Origin of the sequence: Ktedonosporobacter rubrisoli (assembly GCF_004208415.1) — a bacterium.
Lineage (GTDB): Bacteria > Chloroflexota > Ktedonobacteria > Ktedonobacterales > Ktedonobacteraceae > Ktedonosporobacter > Ktedonosporobacter rubrisoli.
The window spans coordinates 1,248,848-1,269,225 of the sequence record NZ_CP035758.1 but is presented as its reverse complement, the minus strand read 5'-3'; the positions used below and the strand labels follow the sequence as shown (position 1 = coordinate 1,269,225).

Annotated in this window: 18 protein-coding genes; 8 read left to right on the top strand and 10 right to left on the bottom strand. The window is 52.0% G+C overall.

The features are described from left to right. The first annotated feature begins 99 nt into the window (after positions 1 to 99). The gene (locus tag EPA93_RS05815) at positions 100 to 948 is read left to right on the top strand and encodes an LLM class F420-dependent oxidoreductase (RefSeq protein ID WP_207229456.1); all 849 of its coding nucleotides are present in this window, start codon (positions 100 to 102) and stop codon (positions 946 to 948) included. Positions 949 to 1,055: 107 nt separating this feature from the next. On the opposite strand, the gene EPA93_RS05810 is transcribed toward EPA93_RS05815, so the two are convergent. From EPA93_RS05810 to EPA93_RS05795, 4 genes are all read right to left on the bottom strand, one after another. Next, complete coding sequence (locus EPA93_RS05810) at positions 1,056 to 1,514, bottom strand: hypothetical protein (protein WP_129886143.1); 459 nt, start codon at positions 1,512 to 1,514, stop codon at positions 1,056 to 1,058. 290 nt (positions 1,515 to 1,804) lie between these two features. After that, a complete protein-coding gene (locus tag EPA93_RS05805) occupies positions 1,805 to 2,233 on the bottom strand; it encodes a nitroreductase family deazaflavin-dependent oxidoreductase (protein ID WP_129886142.1) in 429 nt (142 codons plus the stop codon). Positions 2,234 to 2,463: 230 nt separating this feature from the next. Beyond that, the gene (gene sdhA, locus EPA93_RS05800; protein ID WP_129886141.1) at positions 2,464 to 4,203 is read right to left on the bottom strand and encodes a succinate dehydrogenase flavoprotein subunit; all 1,740 of its coding nucleotides are present in this window, start codon (positions 4,201 to 4,203) and stop codon (positions 2,464 to 2,466) included. A 47-nt stretch (positions 4,204 to 4,250) separates the two neighbouring features. Next, entirely contained in the window at positions 4,251 to 4,931 is a 681-nt protein-coding gene (locus EPA93_RS05795) for a helix-turn-helix transcriptional regulator (protein ID WP_129886140.1), read from the bottom strand. A gap of 397 nt (positions 4,932 to 5,328) precedes the next feature. Between EPA93_RS05795 and EPA93_RS05790 the strand changes: the two genes are divergently transcribed. Beyond that, positions 5,329 to 6,090, top strand: a complete 762-nt coding sequence (locus EPA93_RS05790; protein WP_129886139.1) for a DUF3995 domain-containing protein — start codon at positions 5,329 to 5,331, stop codon at positions 6,088 to 6,090. 382 nt (positions 6,091 to 6,472) lie between these two features. On the opposite strand, the gene EPA93_RS05785 is transcribed toward EPA93_RS05790, so the two are convergent. The 3 genes from EPA93_RS05785 to EPA93_RS05775 form a co-directional block, all read right to left on the bottom strand. Then, on the bottom strand, positions 6,473 to 6,952 hold the full coding sequence (locus EPA93_RS05785) for a hypothetical protein (protein ID WP_129886138.1): 480 nt from the start codon (positions 6,950 to 6,952) through the stop codon (positions 6,473 to 6,475). A 390-nt stretch (positions 6,953 to 7,342) separates the two neighbouring features. Continuing rightward, positions 7,343 to 8,938 carry an MFS transporter gene (locus EPA93_RS05780; RefSeq protein ID WP_165422902.1) on the bottom strand — a complete coding sequence of 532 codons (1,596 nt, stop codon included), beginning with the start codon at positions 8,936 to 8,938 and terminating at the stop codon, positions 7,343 to 7,345. 155 nt (positions 8,939 to 9,093) lie between these two features. Then, positions 9,094 to 9,882, bottom strand: coding sequence for a metalloregulator ArsR/SmtB family transcription factor (locus tag EPA93_RS05775; RefSeq protein ID WP_129886136.1), 789 nt, complete (start codon positions 9,880 to 9,882; stop codon positions 9,094 to 9,096). 265 nt (positions 9,883 to 10,147) lie between these two features. On the opposite strand from EPA93_RS05775, the gene EPA93_RS05770 reads away from it, so the two are divergent. Further along, positions 10,148 to 10,348, top strand: a complete 201-nt coding sequence (locus EPA93_RS05770) for a hypothetical protein (RefSeq protein WP_129886135.1) — start codon at positions 10,148 to 10,150, stop codon at positions 10,346 to 10,348. A 136-nt stretch (positions 10,349 to 10,484) separates the two neighbouring features. On the opposite strand, the gene EPA93_RS05765 is transcribed toward EPA93_RS05770, so the two are convergent. Next, positions 10,485 to 11,750, bottom strand: coding sequence for a PepSY-associated TM helix domain-containing protein (locus EPA93_RS05765; protein ID WP_129886134.1), 1,266 nt, complete (start codon positions 11,748 to 11,750; stop codon positions 10,485 to 10,487). Positions 11,751 to 12,167: 417 nt separating this feature from the next. Here EPA93_RS05765 and EPA93_RS05760 point away from each other — a divergent pair, with 417 nt between their 5' ends. From EPA93_RS05760 to EPA93_RS05750, 3 genes are all read left to right on the top strand, one after another. Continuing rightward, on the top strand, positions 12,168 to 13,568 hold the full coding sequence (locus EPA93_RS05760) for a cytochrome P450 (RefSeq protein WP_129886133.1): 1,401 nt from the start codon (positions 12,168 to 12,170) through the stop codon (positions 13,566 to 13,568). A 230-nt stretch (positions 13,569 to 13,798) separates the two neighbouring features. Next, a complete protein-coding gene (locus tag EPA93_RS05755; RefSeq protein ID WP_129886132.1) occupies positions 13,799 to 14,563 on the top strand; it encodes a VC0807 family protein in 765 nt (254 codons plus the stop codon). A 421-nt stretch (positions 14,564 to 14,984) separates the two neighbouring features. Continuing rightward, the gene (locus tag EPA93_RS05750) at positions 14,985 to 15,962 is read left to right on the top strand and encodes a YsnF/AvaK domain-containing protein (RefSeq protein WP_129886131.1); all 978 of its coding nucleotides are present in this window, start codon (positions 14,985 to 14,987) and stop codon (positions 15,960 to 15,962) included. Positions 15,963 to 16,649: 687 nt separating this feature from the next. Here EPA93_RS05750 and EPA93_RS05745 read toward each other — a convergent pair. Next, positions 16,650 to 17,057, bottom strand: a complete 408-nt coding sequence (locus tag EPA93_RS05745) for an NUDIX hydrolase (protein WP_129886130.1) — start codon at positions 17,055 to 17,057, stop codon at positions 16,650 to 16,652. A gap of 219 nt (positions 17,058 to 17,276) precedes the next feature. On the opposite strand from EPA93_RS05745, the gene EPA93_RS05740 reads away from it, so the two are divergent. Then, entirely contained in the window at positions 17,277 to 18,143 is an 867-nt protein-coding gene (locus EPA93_RS05740; RefSeq protein ID WP_165422901.1) for a class I SAM-dependent methyltransferase, read from the top strand. Between the two features lie 116 nt (positions 18,144 to 18,259). After that, the gene (locus tag EPA93_RS05735) at positions 18,260 to 19,129 is read left to right on the top strand and encodes a class I SAM-dependent methyltransferase (RefSeq protein WP_129886128.1); all 870 of its coding nucleotides are present in this window, start codon (positions 18,260 to 18,262) and stop codon (positions 19,127 to 19,129) included. 168 nt (positions 19,130 to 19,297) lie between these two features. On the opposite strand, the gene EPA93_RS05730 is transcribed toward EPA93_RS05735, so the two are convergent. Further along, positions 19,298 to 19,849 carry a manganese efflux pump MntP gene (locus EPA93_RS05730; RefSeq protein ID WP_129886127.1) on the bottom strand — a complete coding sequence of 184 codons (552 nt, stop codon included), beginning with the start codon at positions 19,847 to 19,849 and terminating at the stop codon, positions 19,298 to 19,300. Between the last annotated feature and the right edge of the window lie 529 nt (positions 19,850 to 20,378).

The following is a 20,378-nucleotide window of genomic DNA, read 5'->3' as shown; positions in this document are numbered from 1 at the left end:
TATGTCATGCAAGCCCGTGACGTCTAGCCAGGATGTGCTGTCATAGCACGCGGGTGAGTCGTGAAATAGCGAATCTTGATGACAGAAAGAGAGATAAGGTTGAAATTTGGCTTATTTTCAATGAATAGGGTGGCTTGCAGTTATCCCGTGACCGCCATAAAGATAGCCCAGCTTGCCGAGGCCGCCGGCTTTGAGTCGCTCTGGGCCGCTGAGCATATCGTACTCCCCGATCCTCGGGTTCCTTCCTCGCCGAGCGACCCGCAGGAGCGGTTTCTTGATCCGCTCGTGGCCCTGGCCTTTCTGGCCGCCCATACCAAACGGGTTCTCCTGGGGACGGGCGTAATTGTCCTGCCTCAGCACAACCCCCTTATACTGGCCAAAGGACTTGCCAGCCTTGATGAGCTCTCGGGCGGGCGCTTACTTTTTGGCGTTGGCGCCGGCTATCTAGAACCGGAGTTTCGGGCTCTGGGCGTCCCCTTTGCGGAGAGAGGGGCACGTACCGATGAATACCTTGCGGCAATGCGCTCCATTTGGACCCAGACTCAACCCGCTTATCATGGTCGTTTTGTTTCTTTCGAACATGTGCAGTCTTATCCGCAGCCACAACGCATGATCCCGCTTATCATCGGGGGTGAGAGTGTTCCAGCTTATCGGCGCGCCGTGGAGCAAGGTAACGGCTGGTATGGCTTTAATCTCGATCTCGAAGTGACAGCACGTGAGCTCAATAAGCTTGCGGAGGCGGGCAAGCGCTACGAGCGACCGGCGGAACTGGGTAAGCTTGAGATCAGCGTGACGCCTCCTCCTGGTGCGCTCACTTTAGAGGATGCCAAACGCTACGCCGAGCTGGGCGTTGACAGGCTGATCCTCTTGCCGCGAACCAGCTTTAGCGAGGCCGAACTGATCGAGTTCGTTGCTCAGCACGGAGAGCGCTTGTTGGGTCGCGTGTAATGGCTGGCGGGCATCTGAGAGATGAGCCCCGACTTTTTGCTTGTAATCAAGATGCCCATCAAAATCTCGATCTGAATTGTTGCTCGAATATCTGCGAGCTGGGAGGATTATGATTCCTCAGGCGCGCGCCAGGCATCGACGTGCCAGGCAGCCTGCCCGAAGAGCCGCCCTGCTCCAATCAGGAATACTATGGCAAACACGAGCAGGCCTGGCACGAGCAGAAATGCTCCGCGAGCCAGATCGTCTCCTACGTCAAGAAATTGAATAAGGGCGATGAGGACCATGAACCCGGCCAGCATCCGCCGAGCTCTGGCTGCAAGGAGAAACAACAGCATTACTGCGAGCGCCAAATTTCGTGCAAATAAATAGTCTGCATAGACCCGCACTGCTTCTGTCATGGGACTCCCATTTGTTAGCAGAGTAGGGTCAACCTTACTGATCACTGCACCTGTGATGGTCAAGAGAGCACCGAGGATGACCACAATGGACACCCACAGAGGAAAGCGTACGACCGATTGTGGAGGCTTGAAATCGTCGGCCTGTGGCTGAACCGAGGGGTCGGTCATGGTTGACACTCCTTTCTTCTCCCATACATAAGCCTATAACCAGTCTATCACCAATTTAAGGGCTTAAGCAACAATTGAAGGCAAAAAGCAAGAATTGATGGCAAAACATGAGCAAACATTTTCAAGACTTAGAGGGACGGCAAAGCTTGTTGGGAGGCGCGGAGCCTGTCCATGCCGCTTTTCCACAAGCTTTTCCCAGTTTTAATTATTCCTATTCTACCTCAACACGTGTTCGCAGGATTATTTGGGATTTCTACGCGCAACAAGCGCGAACATATTGCGCTGCATGATTATGCGCTCTGGCGGCGCACAAGCTCTACAACAGGAATCTTCCTTGTGGTCTTCTTCTCGTAGTCGGCGGCGCCTGGATGGATCTGTACCTCCCTGGCATAAACCTTGTCGCGTTCTTCGCCTGCAAGAAGCACTGCCGTAGCCTCAAACTGTTCTGTGCCGAGCTCGACGGTCACGTGTGGATGTGCTAGCATATTATAATACCAGCCAGGATTCGTCGGCGCACCACCTTTAGTGGCAAAGATAAACAGGCGCTCACCGTCGCGAAAATAGGTGAGCGGATTGATGCGCTTTTGCCCGCTTTTGGCCCCCGTTGTAGTCAGCAGGAGCAAAGGCACGCCCTCAAACGCTCCTTTGACCTTGCCCCCATGGATGCGGAATTCCTCGATGATCTGTTGGTTCCAGTCGTTCATGTTCAGTTCTGTCATAACATCCTTCCTTTATACCTTGCACGCTGGCTAGCGCAGCCAGCTCTCGCCAGCGTGCAAGGTGGCAATGTAAGCTCTAGACTTTAATCAAGAAATGCCCTCGGAAACGGACCGAGGATATTTCTCTCGCTTGCCGTGGAGTATATGACTTCAAGCGTACTTGAAGTCAAGCCGGAAAGGGACTGAAAATGCTAACAGAATCGGTAATAGATCTGACTGCTCGTTGCGCCCTAATATTTGCGCTCCTTGGGCGCGAAGATGGGATCATCGATAAGAATCACATCTTTATAGGCAAGGCGGATCTCGCCGGCCTTTGCTCCTCTGTAGGCCAGAGTATGTTTAAGCCAGTTGGCGTCGTCGCGCTGTAGATAGTCGAGGCGATAGTGCGCGCCCCGGCTTTCCCGACGTGCCAGCGCGCTGTGCGTGGTAACCTCCGCGCAGTCCAGCAGAAAGCCAAGTTCGATCGCCTCAATAAGCTCGGTATTAAAGCGCTTGCCCTTGTCCTGTAATTGGGCGCGGGTAAAGGCCTCCTGCAAGCCCACTATCGCTTCGCTGGCGTGGAGCAAGCTCTGTTCGGTCCGCTCTACAAAGACATTGCGATCCATTTCATTCTGCAGGTCGCGGCGAATCTGGGCCACCGATTCGCCACCGCTTGAGGTATAGAGATGTTCCACAAGTTCGCGGGCCTGGTCTTCTGGCTGCGAGGGCAACGGCACATGCTCGTTTTCCTGAATGAAGCTGGCGATATGTTTGCCGGCGCGGCGTCCAAAGACGATAAGATCAACCAGCGAGTTCGTGCCCAGACGATTGGCGCCGTGGACCGAGACACAGGCGACTTCACCGGCGGCGTAGAAACCGGGCAGCGGCGTCCATTGCGGATCTATTACGACGCGGCCCTCAAGATCTGTGGGAATGCCACCCATGGCATAATGTGCGGTCGGCTGGATGGGAACAGGCTCTTTTGTCGGCTCGACAGTGAGATAGGTACGCGCGAACTCGCTAATATCCGGGAGCTTTTGCCTGATAACCTCGGCGCCCAGATGACGCAGGTCGAGATAAACGTAGTCCTTGCCCTGGACGCCGCGCCCCTCCTTGATCTCCTGAATCATGCAGCGCGTGACGATATCGCGCGGCGCCAGGTCTTTGAGCGTAGGCATGTAGCGCTCCATAAAGTACTCACCGTCCCCGTTGATCAGCCGCGCTCCCTCTCCACGTGCTCCTTCGCTTAATAAGATCCCGATGCGATAAAGGCCCGTAGGATGAAATTGATACATCTCCATGTCTTGCAGCGGAATGCCCCGCCGATAGGCCAGCGCCATACCATCGCCCATGCAGGCAAAGGCGTTGCTGGTCACGCGCCAGGCTCGACCATAGCCACCGGTCGCGAAGAGCACGGCTTTGCTATGGAGTGCATGCAGCTCGCCCGTGCGAATTTGCAGGACCACAACACCACAGGCGCGCCCTTCATTCAGCAAGAGATCGAGGACAAGATATTCGTTGAAGAAATGCACCTCATTCTTTAAGGCCTGCTGATATAATGTCTGCAAGAGCATATGTCCGGTTCTATCGGCTGCTTTGCAGGAGCGATGCACAAGAGCTTTACCATAATTGCTCGTATGACCACCAAAGAAGCGCTGATCTATACGTCCGTCAGCCGTGCGATCGAAGGGTAAACCGCGATGTTCCAGCTCATAGACAGCATCTATGGCATCGCGGGCCAGGATCTCGGCCGCCGGTTGATCAACCAGATAGTCGCCGCCTTTGATCGTATCGTACATATGCCATTTCCAGTGGTCCTCTTCAAGATTTCCCAGCGCGGCAGCGATGCCACCCTGGGCCGCGCCAGTATGCGAACGAGTGGGATAGACTTTGGAGAGAACTGCGACGCTAGCGCCTGGTAACTGCATGGCTGCCATCAGGCCGGCTCCGCCTGCGCCTACAATAATGACGTCAAATTTCATGTAGCTCATCGTATTTCTCCTGTGAGGTCGCTCTTGGCAGCACTGACGATCCAGGCTTATTCTTCGCCTTCAAGTAATGCGCCTGACTGCTGCGGCGAGACCTGCTTAAGATAGTGATAGATGGAGGCACGAGATAACTGTAGATAGTCGGCAAGAATAGGGACGGCACGACGAATACCAAAGAAACCATGTTGCTGAAGGGCCCGCATGAGCGCTATGCGGCCTGCAGCGTCGAGGGGAGGATGGCGTAAGCCGCGCTGGTGCACTACATCATCGAGAATGGCCTGGGCCACGTCTGCGCTGGAATCGGAATAGTGGACGTTGGAAACGGGTGGCGACGTTTCGTCTGACGAAAGCCAGTGGTGCAGCAGGTGTTCAAGCGATAGGAGTGGTGTAATATCGAACTTGAGGCAAAGGGCGGCGAAAACCTGCCCTTCGGCATTGCGCAGAGGGACCATCGAGGCTTTGAGGCGCTTGCCGTCGTCGGTTTGCACAGTATAATTGATGCGTGCTCGCGCTTCGTCTCCCTGGGCCAGCATCTCCAGCCCGATCTGACTCATCGCTCCTCCCACGTGTCGACCTGTGAGATGCCCACCAATCCAGATAATCGGATGGTCCGGCTGGCGAAAATCGTGAATAAGCACCTCGCAATGCTCCTCACCGAACATATAGAGGATTGCCTCGGCAATCTGCTTCACCTGAGCCAGTAGAAAAGTTTCGCTTTCAACTTGTTGCATGAGCTAGTAATACTTTCTTTTGTTGGAAGTAGGTGTACTCAGCCTGTTTTAGCTGACAAGCGCTGAGATACATATACCGCAAGAAAGCCTTCTAGACAAAATGTACACAGCTTTTGACAAAATGTCAATACCTTATTGCTAGTGATATGCCTGCTTTTGCCGCTTCTGCCGAGATCGCCAGGCTAGCGTAGCTTTAGTCCCGCTTCAGATCACTATTGAGCCGGATATGAGACAGCTTTGCGACATATCGGTTACTCTAAAGCGACATATCGAATATCTGCTAATGACAATTATGCCCTACTATTAACGCTAGCGATACTAAAGTGTTGAGCAGCAACGCGAGCCGAAAAAGCAGACTATTTTGCGTTGTTGCTGCATAGCAGAAAGGAAGTGTGCTATGACGAAAAATCCGCTTGAGCTAGCGCATGGGAGCGCGCTTGAACTGCCCCGCTTGACCAGGTGGCTTGGCTATGTCACCTGCATCTGGTCGTTTTTGTTCGCAGTTATGCATTTTTATTGGGGAATCGAAATGGCCCTCACCGGTAAGCTTACCTTGCCGGGCATGGGTCTCGGAGCGGGTGCGCGCTCTGTGCCTCCGCCCAGAGACGTTAGCCTCAGTGCTATAGCGGCCACCATTGCTATTATGGTGATTTTGAGCGTCGTAGTTGTGTTGCTGCGCTTTCGTGGCCCGCGCATGCCGCGCATGCTGCAATTTGGCATAATGGGATTGGGAGCCGTGGCTCTTACTGCCTATGTCGTCTACAGCTTTATCATCAACGGCATTATATGGGTGCTGGCTTGTGGGGTCATCTGTGCAGTCGGAGCTGTCATCGCTCTGGCTCTAATCCAGGCCTGGGGACGAATCATTCCGCGCTGGCTGCTGCTTGTTCCTTCCTGGCTGGGCGGCATGATCCTGCTCGTGCATACGCTCTATGGTGGATGCATACAGGTACTGGCGATGAATGGAGTTATCTCCTGGCAACAGGTGCAAATTCTGGCCGGCGCGCCGGTAGACCAGGCTCCAACAATGCAGCAGGGGGTGCACATGACCATCCAAAACTTGCTGATCTGGGATCCGTGGTTTACGCTTGGGGGCCTCTTGTTCTGTCTATTGGCCTGGCAGGCCCGCCACTGGCATAATGTTAGCCCGCACAAGTGAGCGGAATATGCCAGGACACTTGTGCAGATCCGCCCCTGATATATTCTTATCGCTATTGCCCAAAAATCTTGAAAGTATAGTTGATGTTACTTGCTCCGCCTGTTTTAGCGGCTTCTCTTGTGATCCATAAGAGGCTTACTTTGGCGATGAGTCGTTCCAAAATCTGGAACGACTCATGCTTTATGCTGTTTGATAAGATGAATGACCTTTATGAGCAAGCGTTATTTAGCTGCCACGTGAAGTATTCTCTATTACCCCCATGCCGTGGCGCCATAGTTTTCCTGCTCAGAGCACAATTAAAAGGTCATTGTTACCTCTCCGGCCAGAACGGGCAAGGCAAAGATTTGTCAGCGTCACCGGGCAACCCGGTATTGATCTGGCTTTAATGCTGGGTACAGGCACGGTCATGCGCACGAGCATAATTGTAGCCATCGACATAGCCGCGACTGTAATCATCAAGCTTTTTTGCCTCTGCCCTGTATGCATTATGTATGCAATCGTAAACGGCATCGTGATATCCCTGGTACCATCCTCGCGTATATGGGTTGGTGCAGGCTCGGTCATGCGCACGAGCATAATTGTAGCCATCGACATAGCCGCGACTGTAATCGTCCCGCTTTAATGTCTGAGCTCGGTTAGCCGTGTGAGTACAATCGTAAACAGCATCGTTGTACCCCTGGCGATATCCGCGTACATATGGTGGCCGATCATCATGCACGTTGTTTGAAACGCTGCTTACTTGTAGGCTCGATGATGCAGAGCCGTCAGCGGCAGCGGCAAAGGTTTTCGGTGCACTCAGAAAGAATGTACAAACACAGGCTAATACAGCGCACAGTAGCGCTATAGGAATGGTTTTGCGCATTGTGGTTCCTTCCTTATAACTGTGTATAGAAACTACTTTTTCTCCCGGCTTTGCTGGTCTCAAAACAAGCTGCTTGTCAGGCTATTGGCTAAACCCGGAAAGCCTGCCGGGCCGGACCGTGGAAACGTACCATGTACTTTAAGCGCTAATTTGAGTGTAGCGAGGAAATGTTAAAAAAAGTTTGGTTTCGTGAACAACTTTTCCTTGCAAAACTTTACTATCATCTTTAGGGATATTTTGCGCTCTTATATACAATAATGCTATCATCCGGCAATTTGTTCCGTTATGGATTTAACAACAGCACTATTAATATATCGTCTATACACAGCTTTTTGTTACATCGCATACCAGGTAGTGATGTTCTCGCCGCTCCCCTGGGCGCTGAGGTAATCAACGCTCATTTGCCTCCTTGCTCGTAATTGTAGTTTCTTGCGGGACGGCGAGTCGCTCTTTCTCTTTGGCGCTCAGCTTGCCTGGCAGCTGCACGTCTTTGAGGAAGAGGGAGGCCAGCACGGCCAGCAGGCTGAAGATAAGGATAGCGCTAAAGCCATATTGAAGAGCCGTTGCCAGCATTTGCTGCTCGGCTGGACTCGTAGGGAGATGTTTCACAGGATTGCTAGAGGCCGAGTGGTTGACTACAACACCTACTATTGCCACACCCAGGGTTGGACCAAGCAAGCCGAGATATTTCGAGGCAGCAGTGCCCGCGCCTAAGCGTGTATTGGGTAACGAGTTCTGGACGGCCAGAGTTGGAATGGGGAAAAGGACGCCAAGGCCCAGGCTGGCAATGACCATAAACATTCCTGCCAGTAGCGGGCTAGTAGCAGGGGTCATCTGCCAGAGCAAGAAGACTCCGATGCTCATTACAAGCATTCCAATAATCGAGATGAGCTGGTAGCGATTGAAGATCGAGACGAGCAGGCCGGCCAGCGTACCGCTAGCCATGGAGATAACCGTAGCTGGGGTAATGGTTGCTCCCGCGGCGGTTGCCGATAGACCCAGTACGCCTTGCAGGAAGAGAGGAACATAAATGCCTAAAGATAACCATACCATCCCTTGCAAAAGTGAGAGTGCTGAGGCCGCCGAGAAAATCTGGTTGCGAAAGAGATCCAGAGAGATGAGCGGTTCCTGAGCAAAACGTTCACAGATGAAAAACAGGATATAGAGCACGAATGCGGCTATAAGTGTGGCCATGGTCAGTGGAGCGCTCCAGCCCAGGGCTGCATCGCCGGCCCAGGTCAGACCCAGCAGGAGACAGATAGTTGCTCCCGCGGCCAGCAATGCTCCTTTGAAATCGATACTACGCATGGCCGCCCAGCCTGTCGTTTTCGAAGTGCGCTCAGAGATATTGGCTGGTAAGAAGAGCTGTAGCGCAGCCAGGACGACGATGCCCAGGGGCAGATTGAGATAGAAGATCCAGCGCCAGCGCGTAGCCTCGCCGATCAGGCTCCCTAGAAGCGGACCATGATCGGTAATCAGGCCGCCTACGCTCGGTCCAACCAGGCTTGAGAAGCCATAAACCACGCCATAGAGCGTCATCCATCGAGCCCGCTCCTCCGGCGGGAAGATGTCGGCAAGCAGCGTAGAGGTCAGCATAATACCCATTCCGCTACCGATTCCCTGCAGGGCGCGAAAAATAATTAACTGTTCAATGTTCTGAGCGGTCCCGGCCAGCGCTGAGCCAAGCAAGAAGATTGCCATACCGGCAAGCACAAAGCCCTTGCGCCCAAACTGATCGGAGAGCTTGCCAACGAGCGGAACTACCACGGTTGAAGCCAGGAGATAGGCAGTCACGACCCAGGTATAGAGCTCAAAGCCGTGTAACGAGCTGATGATGCGTGGCATCGCTGTACCTACAATTGTCTGGTCCAGCGCTTCTACTAAGAGCATTAGCATTAGAGCTACGATGACGCTTACCAGAGCAAAACCATGCAGGCGACGACCCTGTTGCACTGATACTTCTTGTATTTCTTTACTGTCGTCCATACAAAATGTCCTCATGTTCGCATGACGAGCTAAGTGCAAGGGCGATATGCACATTTCGCCCTTGCAGTTGTAGTAGGAAAAGCATATATCGTCAGAGTAAAGGCCCAAGTTTTTCCCGGCAGACAGCTTTATCAGTCTGTATGGTCTGCCTCGCGCTAGTCCGCCTCCTTTTCCAGTAGCGGGCGCAGGCAATATTCGAACATATTTCGCCAGCCACTTTCGAAGTCCTGCTGCGTATTCGGCGTGAAATCGCCAAAGGCATGATGCGAAAATTTCATTAGTGTTGTCTCACCCTGGGCGATGAGCTCATAGCGTGCTACACCTTGCGCAGGTTTATTCATACCGAGCGTGCCTTCTAGCTCCAGCACCCTATCAGGCTCGATCAGCGTCACAATTCCGAATAAAGCCTCACCGCCTGCCCATTTCTCATAATAACGCTTACCAAGCTCCGGCTCTAGCACCATCTGGCCCTGATGATAGGTACAATGTTCTCTATCCCACCAGGCGGCAATATCGTAGGTGAGGGCCTTGAAGATGCGTTGCGGACTGGCCTTGATCGGGATTTCCATCTCGATATGTACAAATTTGACAGCGCTAGTTAATGTAGACATTGCATTCTCCTTTTCTTCGTTTGTCTCTACATAGCGTTTCATTGTCAGAAACGAGGCCGCCCATCGGGCCTCGTAGGGCTTTAGCCAGCGTTCATAGATCTGCTGGAGAGGAATAGCATTGAGATAGTTCCAGCGCTCGCGGCCGGCTCGTTTGACGATGACTAAGCCAGCTTGCTCTAGCACGGCTAGATGCTTCATAACCGCAAAGCGTGAGACCTGAAACAAGGAGCTAAGTTCTCCTGTAGTATGTGGGCGCTCTTTGAGCAGGTCCAGGATTGTTCGCCGGGTGGGATCTGCCAGCGCCTTCCAGATATAGGTAAATTCCTCTTCCATATGTGACTAAATGGTAACATATTTTTAGAACATTTGTCAAGAGTTTGCTGCAGCCAATAACGGCACTTTGGGGTGAGTAAGTTGACGCTAGATCACACTCACACCGCTTTTTGTTTCGCGGGCGGGCCATCAGCGGGTCCCGACGAGAATGATTGGGACTTTTCGATTTGCAGGTCTTAGTATCCTGTATAGAGGGAATGCCTTGAGCTTTGCAAGGTGTTCTGTTCTGCTTGTTGCTGGTTTCTATGAAGGAAGGATTTTGCACATGGGTGTATCAGTGATGCTGGATGAATTGATGAGTGTTGGGGATGACTTTGAGCTGGATGTGCGCATCTCAGACCTTCCCACAGACGCGCTTCGCCCAGCGGATACGTACTTCCCCACCAATTGTACGACTTGCTGGTCGTGTCACGCTACCTGCGATAACTGTGATACGCGGCAGACATATTGTACCTGTGGCTGCTGAGAGCTAGCGACGTTTTGTGGTTTGCTCCAGTTGTATACGCGCAAATTTAGTGGGTAAGTATGCCGCAAGGGTGAGGTGGAGTGAGCTCACCTGCCCTCGCGGCTCCTCAGGCTGTCGGATTAGCTTTTTGTTTCGCTTAATCCTCTTGTGACGTCAGTAAGCTCTTTTCGGCTGCCTTCTGGTTAGCTGGCCAGTAAAATGTTTTCTGGCTACTGGATTCTTTACGCTTGGCGAGCTGCGAGCGCCGGCGTTTCCAGTGCGGAGCTCGTTTCAGATACCAAATGAATATGCCTGTTACGGCAAGAAACGCAGGGGCAAGCCCGGCTATAGAGGTAAGGATGCGACCCGGCAGCCCGGCAAATGATCCCGCATGCAAGGGGAAGAACCAATCCCAGTAGATGGTCTGACTCCAGGTCATAGCGCGTGGATCTGAGTTCATGAGTACTTTGCCGCTGTATTGGTCGAGATAGACAAATGCCTGCCCATCATAAGCTGAACCCTGGCGCGGATCATACGGGACCGAGAAGCCAAATATGGCAATTTCCTGCTTATCGGCGGGTATGTACATATATGTGAGCACGCCACCAGGCGTCACCGCTACGGCCCTTGCCTTTAAGGTCTGGCTATCAAGGGGCCTGGCAGCTTTCGAAGGGACTGCCGATACCAGGGCCGGCTCGGCCAGCGGCTGACTGAAGGTAATTGCGTACCAGATGGTAGCTATCTGCTTAGGGAAGGCGAAGTTGAGGGCTGTGATGGAAAACATGAGCAGAAAAGGCAAGGTCCAGACGCCAACAACTTTGTGCAGATCATAATGACGGATATACCAGCTCCTCCGCTTCCAACGAATGGTGAAGCCCAGAATCCATTTCTTGAAGCTGGGCCACCAGATATAGATACCAGTGAGGCAGAGGGCCAGCAGCGTTAGTGCGAGTATGCCGATGATGTAATTCGATAGCTCGGGGACCAGGTGACCGGTCAGGCTTATTGAAAGCTGGTTGATGATCACTCCATCATGAATGTATGTCAGCAGGCCAGTGAAGCTTTCTTCTGTCCTCATGGTTCCCAGTATGCTATGTGTTCCGGCATCAATATAGACAATCAGTTCTTCTTCTCCGCTTATCCCTACCTGGTAGACATTATCTTGTATCTGTTTCCTTACATAGCCTATCTTGTATCCCGGATAAGCGTTGAGTGTGGTAGATTTGATGGCATCGTAGCTCAATGTACCAGGATGCCCGCTAAATAGTTGTGGATAAAGCAGATGATCGATGTCGTTACGAAATACTAAAATAGCTCCGGTTAGTGATTCAATAAGTAGGAATAAGGCCAGAATCAGACCCAACCAGAGATGTATTGTGCTAAGAAAGGTGCGTACCTTTAAAAGTTGTTTGCGTGTCTTCATGACTGCCCTTTTCGTTTCCTTAACGTGTGGTGCTACAAATAGATGTGTTGAGTGCCCTGCCTCTACCCATCAGGACATATTTACCCCGTTCTACAAGTCGAATGTATGTCCTGTAGTCCTGACATACATGTGAGAGAGCAGATGGTATATAAATTGCTCACCTCTTTCTCGGCTAAAGGCATAAGCGCTCTTCAATGCCCTCCAGTCCCAGATATTAGCATATACTAATATCTGACTAGATTACTTGGATATTAACATACCCTAATATAATTTTCAAGGCTAAAGTCTTAGTAGGTAGGACCGAGCTATCTAGCTACCTCTTGCATCCTCATTGCCTTGTCAAGCCTTGACAATCTATCTTCCTTTATTCTAAAATAATAACTGACCGGAAAGTTATTAATTAAAGGAGATGATATAATGCCTGCCCGTTCGCCAAGCGTGAAACAACCTGTATCGGCTCCTAAACAGCGCAGGTTGGCGCCAGGGACGCCGCTTTCGAGCGTGTTTCGCAACACTAACGCTATGCAGCATCACACCCTGGAATTTCTTCAGGCGCTCATCCGACAGTATGGCGATATTGTACGTATACGCTTCCTGCCTGGCACGTTTTACCTGATTAACCATCCCGATGGAGTTAAACGTATCTTGCAAGAAAACAACCGAAACTATAACAAAGATGCCGTCGATTATCGTGTCCTGAAAGAGTTTCTGGGGCGAGGCCTATTAACCGACGACGGCCCCAGCTGGTTGGAGCAGCGGCGCTTGATGCAACCTATCTTTCATCGACAGCACCTGGCCACCTTTGGAAAGCTCATGACCGAAGCCACGCTTGCCATGCTGCAACGCTGGCAGGATCTGGCCGGACAGCAGCAACCTGTAGATATCGCGGCCGAAATGATGCGCCTTACATTGCGCATTGCTGGCAAGACCTTGTTTAGCGCGGATCTTGATGTAGATGCCAGGACCATTGGTCAATCCTTTACTAAGGCCAACCAGGTCATCACTGACTATGCCAATGCACCTTTTCCGCCCCTTTTCATTCCAACGCCGCGCAATCGGCGCGTCCTGGCTGCTGGTACTGAGCTGGTAGAGGTGGTCACAAGATTGGTTAAGCAGCGCCGCCAGCAGAGTGAGGAAGCAGGTCCGCCCGATCTGCTCTCGTTACTCTTGCAGGCGCGCAATGAGGAAACGGGAGCGGCTATGGACGATGAGCTTGTACGCGACAACGTAATGACCTTACTCATTGCGGGGCACGAGACCACAGCTAATGCACTTTCCTGGACCTGGTATCTGCTCTCCCAACATCCAGATGCCGAGCAACGTCTCTGTGAAGAGCTCGATACCGCGCTGAACGGGCGTGTTCCCAGCATCGAGGATCTTGCCAATTTGCCTTACACGCGCATGGTGATCGAAGAGGCGTTGCGCCTATATCCGCCAGCCTGGGCGTTTTCCCGCCATGCCCTGGAAGATGATGAGCTCTGCGGTTACCATATTCCGGCCGGCAGCGACCTGTTTCTTAGCCCCTATACCACGCAGCGCCATCCTGATTTCTGGGAGCGGCCAGATGAGTTTGATCCTTTGCGTTTCTCGCCTGAGCGCTCGGCAGGGCGACCCCACTATGCCTACTTTCCCTTTGGCGGAGGACCACGCCTGTGCATTGGGCGCGACTTTGCCTTGATGGAGAGCCGGCTCGTCCTGGCTACGGTGCTGCAGCAGTACCGCTTGCGCCTGGTTCCGGGAGCGCATATAGAGATGGCACCGTTGCTTACCTTACGTCCGCGCGATGGCCTGCCAATGACCCTTCATCCAGTAGCTTGACAGGCAATTTCGCAAATGTTTGTGATGTGCAGTCCCTATGAATGGGAGGTTGCGGGCCGCCGCGCTTGCGGATTTGCTGGAGCGTAGAGCTCTCAGAGCATAAAGAGATTTTGTGGGATTGGATGCTAGAGCGCTAGCAGCCATTGTATGTAGGCAATAAGCCAGGCCCGTTCGGGCTAGCCGGGGCTGCCTGCTAGCCTGAATCTCGTTTAGCTGCACTTGGAGGCGCAATGAATTATAAGAGAAAGCCCAATAGCGATAGCGGGCAAAATCACAAGCAAAGCAGTGCCGAGCAACAAGGTGGCCTCGATGAGCAGGAAGCAACTTCCTCGCTGGAGCCTGCTCAGATCACATGGGACCTCAATATTGTTGGCTTGTTACCAGGAATTATCCTTGACGTGCTTCTCCCTCTAGGTCTCTACTTTCTCCTCAAACGCTTCATAGCTATCTCCGATGTCCTGGCCCTCAGCGCTGCCTCTCTCTTTCCCATCGTTGATAGCATTGTTAGCTTACTATGGAAGCGCAGCCTCGATATTCTTGCCATTATCGTGCTTCTGGGCACCGCTACGAGTATCGCTGGTATTCTGAGCGGGGGTGATGCAAGATTTATGCTCCTGAAAGATTCATTTTTCAGCGGTGCGCTCGGCCTCTGCTGCCTTATCTCCCTCTTCTTCCCGCGACCAGCGCTATTCTATATTGGCCGCCAGCTCATGGCCGGGCGCGATCCTGTTCGCATCGCTGCCTATAACGCAGAGGCGAAGTATCCCTATGCACGCCATATAGATCGTCTGGCCACCCTGGTCTGGGGTCTGGCCTTGCTTGGTGAATTGTTGCTGCGTATCGTGCTGGTGCAGGTCTTGCCCACGGCTCGTGCTATGGTCGTTACCTCTACCATCTGGATAGTCGTAGTCGTTGGCACCCTGCTCTGGACTATGCTCTATTCGCGCTATGCTATGCGCCGTCTGCAGGAACTCAAACGGAAAGCGCAGAGCTAGTGCCCAACTAACGTTACCAAGATTTCGTCTGTAATGTCCATAAAATCTTGTGTATAAGAGCTTGATACCTGCTCTACAGCCACTGTCGATCTGAAGCCTGGCCTTATTCTGGCTGTACTTACATTCAAAAAAGCTGATGATGCTGCTGAAAATGCATATACTCGTCCATCCTTACTAGAAAAGAGTAGGGGTGGAACGATTTTTTTCGGCTCAGATAGTGGCTTTCCCTCCCATCGCTAAGGGAAGCATGAGAAGTAACACAGGGGTTTAGATAATAAGAAGGACGTTACCTTTTTATAGTATGGTTCGTGTGCATAACGTACGGAAGCAAGCAGTAAAAAGCGATGAAGCTTTTGATCAAAGTTGGCTGAATGCTGATGCGATGAGAGGCGCGTGAGAAAGATTTTCGAAGGAGAGAAGTATGACAATGCATTACTCATCTGTCGTTGTTGGCAGCTTTAATGACAATGTGATGGCAGAGAGGGCCATACACGCGCTCAGAGATGCTGGATTTGCCGGTGATGAGATTAGCTATTCGACCCATCGCGGTTTCTTTGACAGCTTAAAGGGCTGGTTGAAGGGTGATGAAGCGATCTCCCCATCAGATATCGCCGAGGATCTGGTAAGCATGGGTATACCAGAAAATGTGGCCAATTACTATGCGCACGAGTATCAAACGAACCATCCGCTTGTCGCTGTGAGGTCCCCGGGCCATGAGCGGAATGCAATGTCGATCCTGCGTAGCATCGGAGGCTCCGCCTATAGTACAAGCGAGGGAACAGGCGCCGCCGATCGTCAAGGTACGAGCCAAGGGACAGATGCAATGGCCGGCCCTGCCGCTGGAGCTGCTGCAGGCACGGCTGCTATGGCCGGTCAACCGGCAGATACGATGCGCACCCAACCTGCCGAAACACGCGAGCGCGAAGGCTACGTCCGGCCGGGTACACAGGAAGGGCGAATCTCGGATACCGGAGAGGCCCATATCCCTGTGCGTGAAGAGCGGCTCGGAGCTGAAAAGCAGAATGTGCAAGCCGGTGAAGTCAGGATCCATAAGGAAGTTGTGACCGAGCAAAAAAGTATCGATGTGCCTGTTGCACATGAGGAAGTGGTTGTTGAGCGCCATGCTGCAACACAACCCGGTGTATCGCAAACTCCGATTGGCCAGGATGAAGAAATACGTATCCCTGTCAGTGAAGAGCAAGTTAACGTGACGAAGACTCCTGTAGAGACCGGAGATGTTACGATTGGCAAGCGCACTGTCCAGGAAGAGAAGCGTTTTACTGAGTCTGTCCGACGAGAAGAGCCGCGCATTGAGAGCTCGGGTGATGTCCCCATTCGTGGGGAAAATACACAACTTAGGGACGAGGACAGGCCGCTTAGGGATGAAGATATGCCGTAAACCTTAAGCCAGGGAAGGGGTTATATTCACGCATGGTTGAAGGTGGAGCTTAAAGCGTTCTCTCATCAAGCAAGAAGCTAAATAGAAGCATCCCCTGAGCCAGGGCGCCTGCTCAGGGGATGTTGTACTATGCCGATGTAAGTACAGAGCTTGGGCTAATGCCTCATCGGCTGCCACGGTCTCTGTACCCACATACGTCGGAGCGCCAACAAGGAGAGGGAATTGTTGAGTAGACAATTGTGCGTGTGCCAGCTAGTTGATCGGCAGGAATTCCGTATGTAGTCAAGTTATCAGCATCCAGGCTTGTATCTCCAATAGAAGCAATACGGATATCAAGATCAAATGCGTCAGAATTAAACGTAGTAGCATTCTCGCCCATTTTGTAGAACCCTTTCTTGAGACAGCGAACTCAACTGCAGGAAACTCATGCTCCTCTAGACGGCAGAGTCAATTAGCAACCTCGCATCGTAGCAAAGTTTCAGGCTGGAAAGCTTTGCTCTGCCAGCAATTATTATAACATACTGCCAGCAATTATTATAACATATCGCTTACTCTCTCTAGAAGCGCATTTTACTAATATTTGCTTATAACTTCGGTGACTTTTTGCGGGCTCGCTCACTGTTGAGCGCTTCACAAAGCTTAGAACGCCACTTATTGCATAGCTTTATTCTGCATCATTGTGACAGCTCAAGAGAGATAATGTGTAGCGATTAAGTATGGTAGTATCTGGTTGTCTAGCAGCGGAGCAATACTTATTCCTCCATTGTGCTGTCCTCTATCGAACCAGTAAATTTCCTCAATTTCCCGTGAAGGTTGAGGAGGATTGGTTATTTGCCCCGTATAAAGCTTCATTGTTACCATTGCATCCAGCTCGTTTGCTGCAAGATCTGTGTAGTTTCCCAGAAAACGCAATGTCTCTAGCTGCACGTGAGATTGCAGTTCTTCATATATTTCGCGCACGATACATTCGGTCTCACTTTCGCCTGGATCAATTTTACCGCCTGGTAGCATAAACTTCATGGTATTTCTTTTACGAACAAGTAATAGCCGGGCATCTTGAAAGATAGCCAGGCCAACTGTATGAATAGTATGCATGGTCTGTCCTCACGAATTCTTTTTGGGAAATCTATGATGTCTGGCAAAGGCCAGTAAGAGTAAGTATAGCCCAATCAAACAGATTTTTTCTGGGCTGCACTTAAAAGCATGCTCGACAGAATTCTTGAGCTTGGATATAATATGGGCAGATCAGCTTACAGGACTATTTGCGGGATCACCATAGTATTTATTAAGGAAGAGAATAAGGAGCAAGACGCTATGGCATTGTCAGCAGGATCAAGCGAGCAGCCCAGTACATATTTTGTGCAGGACCGTACTAGTGAGAGGGAGCTGGACCGCTTGCGCCTTCAGGATCACCTGGCTACCATTGGCATGGGTGGCACGCTGCCGGAACAGAGCAATCCAGCGCATTTTCGTAGCATTCTGGATGTGGGATGTGGGACAGGAGGCTGGCTGATCGAGGTAGCGCAGAGCTATCCAGGCATTGCGCGCCTGGTTGGCGTGGATATCAGTCAGCGTATGGTTGCCTATGCGCGCGAACAGGCAAGTGAACTGCACTTGAGCGAGCGGGTCGAGTTCCAGGTGATGGATGCCCTGCGCATGCTTGAGTTTCCCAATACTTCCTTTGATCTGCTCAACTTGCGTCTGGGATCTTCCTATCTGCGCACCTGGGAGTGGCCCAAGCTGCTCAGCGAGTTTCGCCGGGTGCTGCGTGTGGGAGGCGTGGCTCGCATTACTGAGTGCGATACGATAGTTGAGAGTACTGGCCAGGCTCACTTGAAGCTGGCTCAATTGTTGCAGCAGGCACTTCACCAGGCTGGACACCTCTTCACTCCCACGCATGATGGCGTAAGCAGCCAACTCGCGCGCCTACTCACGCAATATGGCTTCAAAGACGTGCAAACGCGAAGGCACTCGCTGCATTTCCGAAATGACGATTCATCGGGGCTGGATGGCGGGGAGGACGCAAAGTACCTCTTCAGGACGGTAGCGCCCTTTATCCGCAAGTGGGTAGGCGTGGTAGAGGACTACGAGCAACTCTATCAACAGATGCTTGTGGAGATACAGCAGCCTGAGTTTGCCGCCACCTGGAATCTGGTAACCGCCTGGGGTACGAAGATATAGCATTGATCCTCATATATACTAAGGGCTTTCAAAGGCAGAGAGAACTTCGCGAAATAATGTGACGAGCCTTGAAAAGGCTCTACCACAGCAAGGAAGAGAACAAGGAGCAGGAAGCGATGACGTATTCTCAGGAGAAATCAGGCGAGCAGCCGAACACGTATTTTGTGCAGGATCGCTCCAATGAGCAGGAGTTGGAGCGCTTGCGCATTCAAGATAAGATGGTCACAGCGGGCATGGGAGGAGTCTTGCCGGAGCAGAGCGATCCCGCGCGTTTTCATCGGGTGTTGGATGTGGGGTGTGGGACAGGTGGTTGGCTTATAGAGATGGCACAGACCTACCCTAACCTCAAGCGACTCGTAGGGGTAGGTATCAGCAAGAATATGCTTGACTATGCGCGCGGGCAAGCTGTAGAGTTGCAGCTTGGTGAGCGGGTCGAGTTCCAGGTGATGGATGCTCTGCGCATGCTTGAGTTTCCCAATGCTTCCTTTGATCTGCTCAATCAGCGCTTTGGCATGAGTTATTTGCGGACCTGGGAGTGGCCCAAGTTGCTCAGTGAGTTTCGCCGGGTCTTACGTCCTGGCGGCATCGCCCGGCTTACTGAGGGGGATATCATGATTGAGAGCAGTAGTTCGGCCAGTCTGAAGCTGGCCCAGTTGCTGCAACAAGCCTTTTATCAATCTGGGCATTTCTTTACGCCCGAGCCTGATGGCGTGAGCAGCCAGCTCGTCCGCCTACTGAGCCAGTATGGTTTTAAGGACGTACAGATGCAGGTATACGAACTACATTATAGAGCCGAGACACCTGAAGGACGAGATTTTATCGAAGATGCGAAAAGAGGTTCTCGAACTCTTGCCCCCTTTATCCGCAAGTGGGTAGGCGTGGTGGAGGACTACGAAGAGCTCTACCAACAGATGCTCGTGGAGATACAGCAAGCTGATTTTGTGGCTACCTTGAAATTGTTGAGCGCCTGGGGTACGAAAATGTAGAATGGGAAGGGTGCCGGCCACGGCAGCTCAAGCGCAGTTTTGAGTTTGTGGCCGGCGGCAAGGGTTCCTAGAATGTTTCCGCTGGTTTGATGTCCACTGGTCCCGGCTGTGCATAAAAGTACAGAGTCGAGCCGAGGAGCTTCCCAGAGAAGAAGATCCTGGCAGCTCTTAATTTCCCCCCAGCAGCGCGGGCACTCCCAGCCAGATCGCCACGGTTAAGAGCGCTATGCCGGCGATGAGATTGATACGTACCGGGATGAAGCGGGCTATGAATTTCCCAAGTTGCAGCCCAATGAGCGACATCAGGAACGTGATCGCCCCAAAGACCACTGCTGAGAACAAGGGGGAAAAGCCAAACAATCCCAGGCCAGTGCCAGCGATCATATTATCAAGGCTCAGCGAGAGAGGCATACCCAGGAGCACTATGCCTTCATTCGGCTCCGGCTCCTCTGTTATCCGGGTCAGCAAACTCCGCACGATCAGAAATATGCCATATCCAGCGAGCACAATTGGTCCCGCGATGTCGGCAAGCGGGCCAATCACCTGCCCAAGGTAGTGCCCGATCAGCGCGCCTATCAGAGGAGAGATGCCATCCCAGAACCCGAACACTGCCGCTGTTCGCAGGGCGCGGCTCCATTTGAACTGAAAAGCCCCGAGGGCAATTGATACTCGGAAATTATCCAGGCTAAGGAAAAAACCGAGGAGGAGAAGCGCTATCATGACACATCTCCTGGAGCTTCTAAGCTAGCGGTTTGAATCTGCAGGGTAGCACCTAAGAGTGGAAGACGAACTAGCGAGAATCGAAATGAGAGATGCATGCAACCATCCTTCCTGGGTTGTGGTGAGAGAAGCACATGGAGGAGCTACGCCGAAAGTAGACGGAAATCCTCCCTACCAAGTGTCTTGTCCTCCGAAAGGATGCACTACAGAGAAGAAAGGGCTTCGCTCTCTGGTGAGAAGAGCCAGGACGGCCTCATTGCTTGAGAAGGGAAGCGTGGGCTTCGCTCTCTTTCTGAGAAAAGTATACCTGAGAAATCACGGGAATTCCAGTCATTCTATTATATTAAAGGGTATATTTGAAAATTTATGTGTATAGGAATATGAGCAGGGAAACAAGCGTCCAGCTCTAGAATGGCTCTCTAAGCTTACGAGAAGACGTTCCACTTACACTCCATGAAGCCCACTTGGGTACTAACAGCAGATGCTTGAGGCCACCATAAATTCTGCTGGGGATCATTTGCCTGGCGAT

Coding starts and splice junctions, on each gene's coding strand:
- EPA93_RS05810 (WP_129886143.1), bottom strand. CDS start 1,514: ATGACCGACCCCTCGGTTCAGCCACAGGCCGACGATTTCAAGCCTCCA.
- EPA93_RS05805 (WP_129886142.1), bottom strand. CDS start 2,233: ATGACAGAACTGAACATGAACGACTGGAACCAACAGATCATCGAGGAA.
- sdhA (WP_129886141.1), bottom strand. CDS start 4,203: ATGAGCTACATGAAATTTGACGTCATTATTGTAGGCGCAGGCGGAGCC.
- EPA93_RS05795 (WP_129886140.1), bottom strand. CDS start 4,931: ATGCAACAAGTTGAAAGCGAAACTTTTCTACTGGCTCAGGTGAAGCAG.
- EPA93_RS05790 (WP_129886139.1), top strand. CDS start 5,329: ATGACGAAAAATCCGCTTGAGCTAGCGCATGGGAGCGCGCTTGAACTG.
- EPA93_RS05785 (WP_129886138.1), bottom strand. CDS start 6,952: ATGCGCAAAACCATTCCTATAGCGCTACTGTGCGCTGTATTAGCCTGT.
- EPA93_RS05780 (WP_165422902.1), bottom strand. CDS start 8,938: ATGGACGACAGTAAAGAAATACAAGAAGTATCAGTGCAACAGGGTCGT.
- EPA93_RS05775 (WP_129886136.1), bottom strand. CDS start 9,882: ATGGAAGAGGAATTTACCTATATCTGGAAGGCGCTGGCAGATCCCACC.
- EPA93_RS05770 (WP_129886135.1), top strand. CDS start 10,148: ATGGGTGTATCAGTGATGCTGGATGAATTGATGAGTGTTGGGGATGAC.
- EPA93_RS05765 (WP_129886134.1), bottom strand. CDS start 11,750: ATGAAGACACGCAAACAACTTTTAAAGGTACGCACCTTTCTTAGCACA.
- EPA93_RS05760 (WP_129886133.1), top strand. CDS start 12,168: ATGCCTGCCCGTTCGCCAAGCGTGAAACAACCTGTATCGGCTCCTAAA.
- EPA93_RS05755 (WP_129886132.1), top strand. CDS start 13,799: ATGAATTATAAGAGAAAGCCCAATAGCGATAGCGGGCAAAATCACAAG.
- EPA93_RS05750 (WP_129886131.1), top strand. CDS start 14,985: ATGACAATGCATTACTCATCTGTCGTTGTTGGCAGCTTTAATGACAAT.
- EPA93_RS05745 (WP_129886130.1), bottom strand. CDS start 17,057: ATGCATACTATTCATACAGTTGGCCTGGCTATCTTTCAAGATGCCCGG.
- EPA93_RS05740 (WP_165422901.1), top strand. CDS start 17,277: ATGGCATTGTCAGCAGGATCAAGCGAGCAGCCCAGTACATATTTTGTG.
- EPA93_RS05735 (WP_129886128.1), top strand. CDS start 18,260: ATGACGTATTCTCAGGAGAAATCAGGCGAGCAGCCGAACACGTATTTT.
- EPA93_RS05730 (WP_129886127.1), bottom strand. CDS start 19,849: ATGATAGCGCTTCTCCTCCTCGGTTTTTTCCTTAGCCTGGATAATTTC.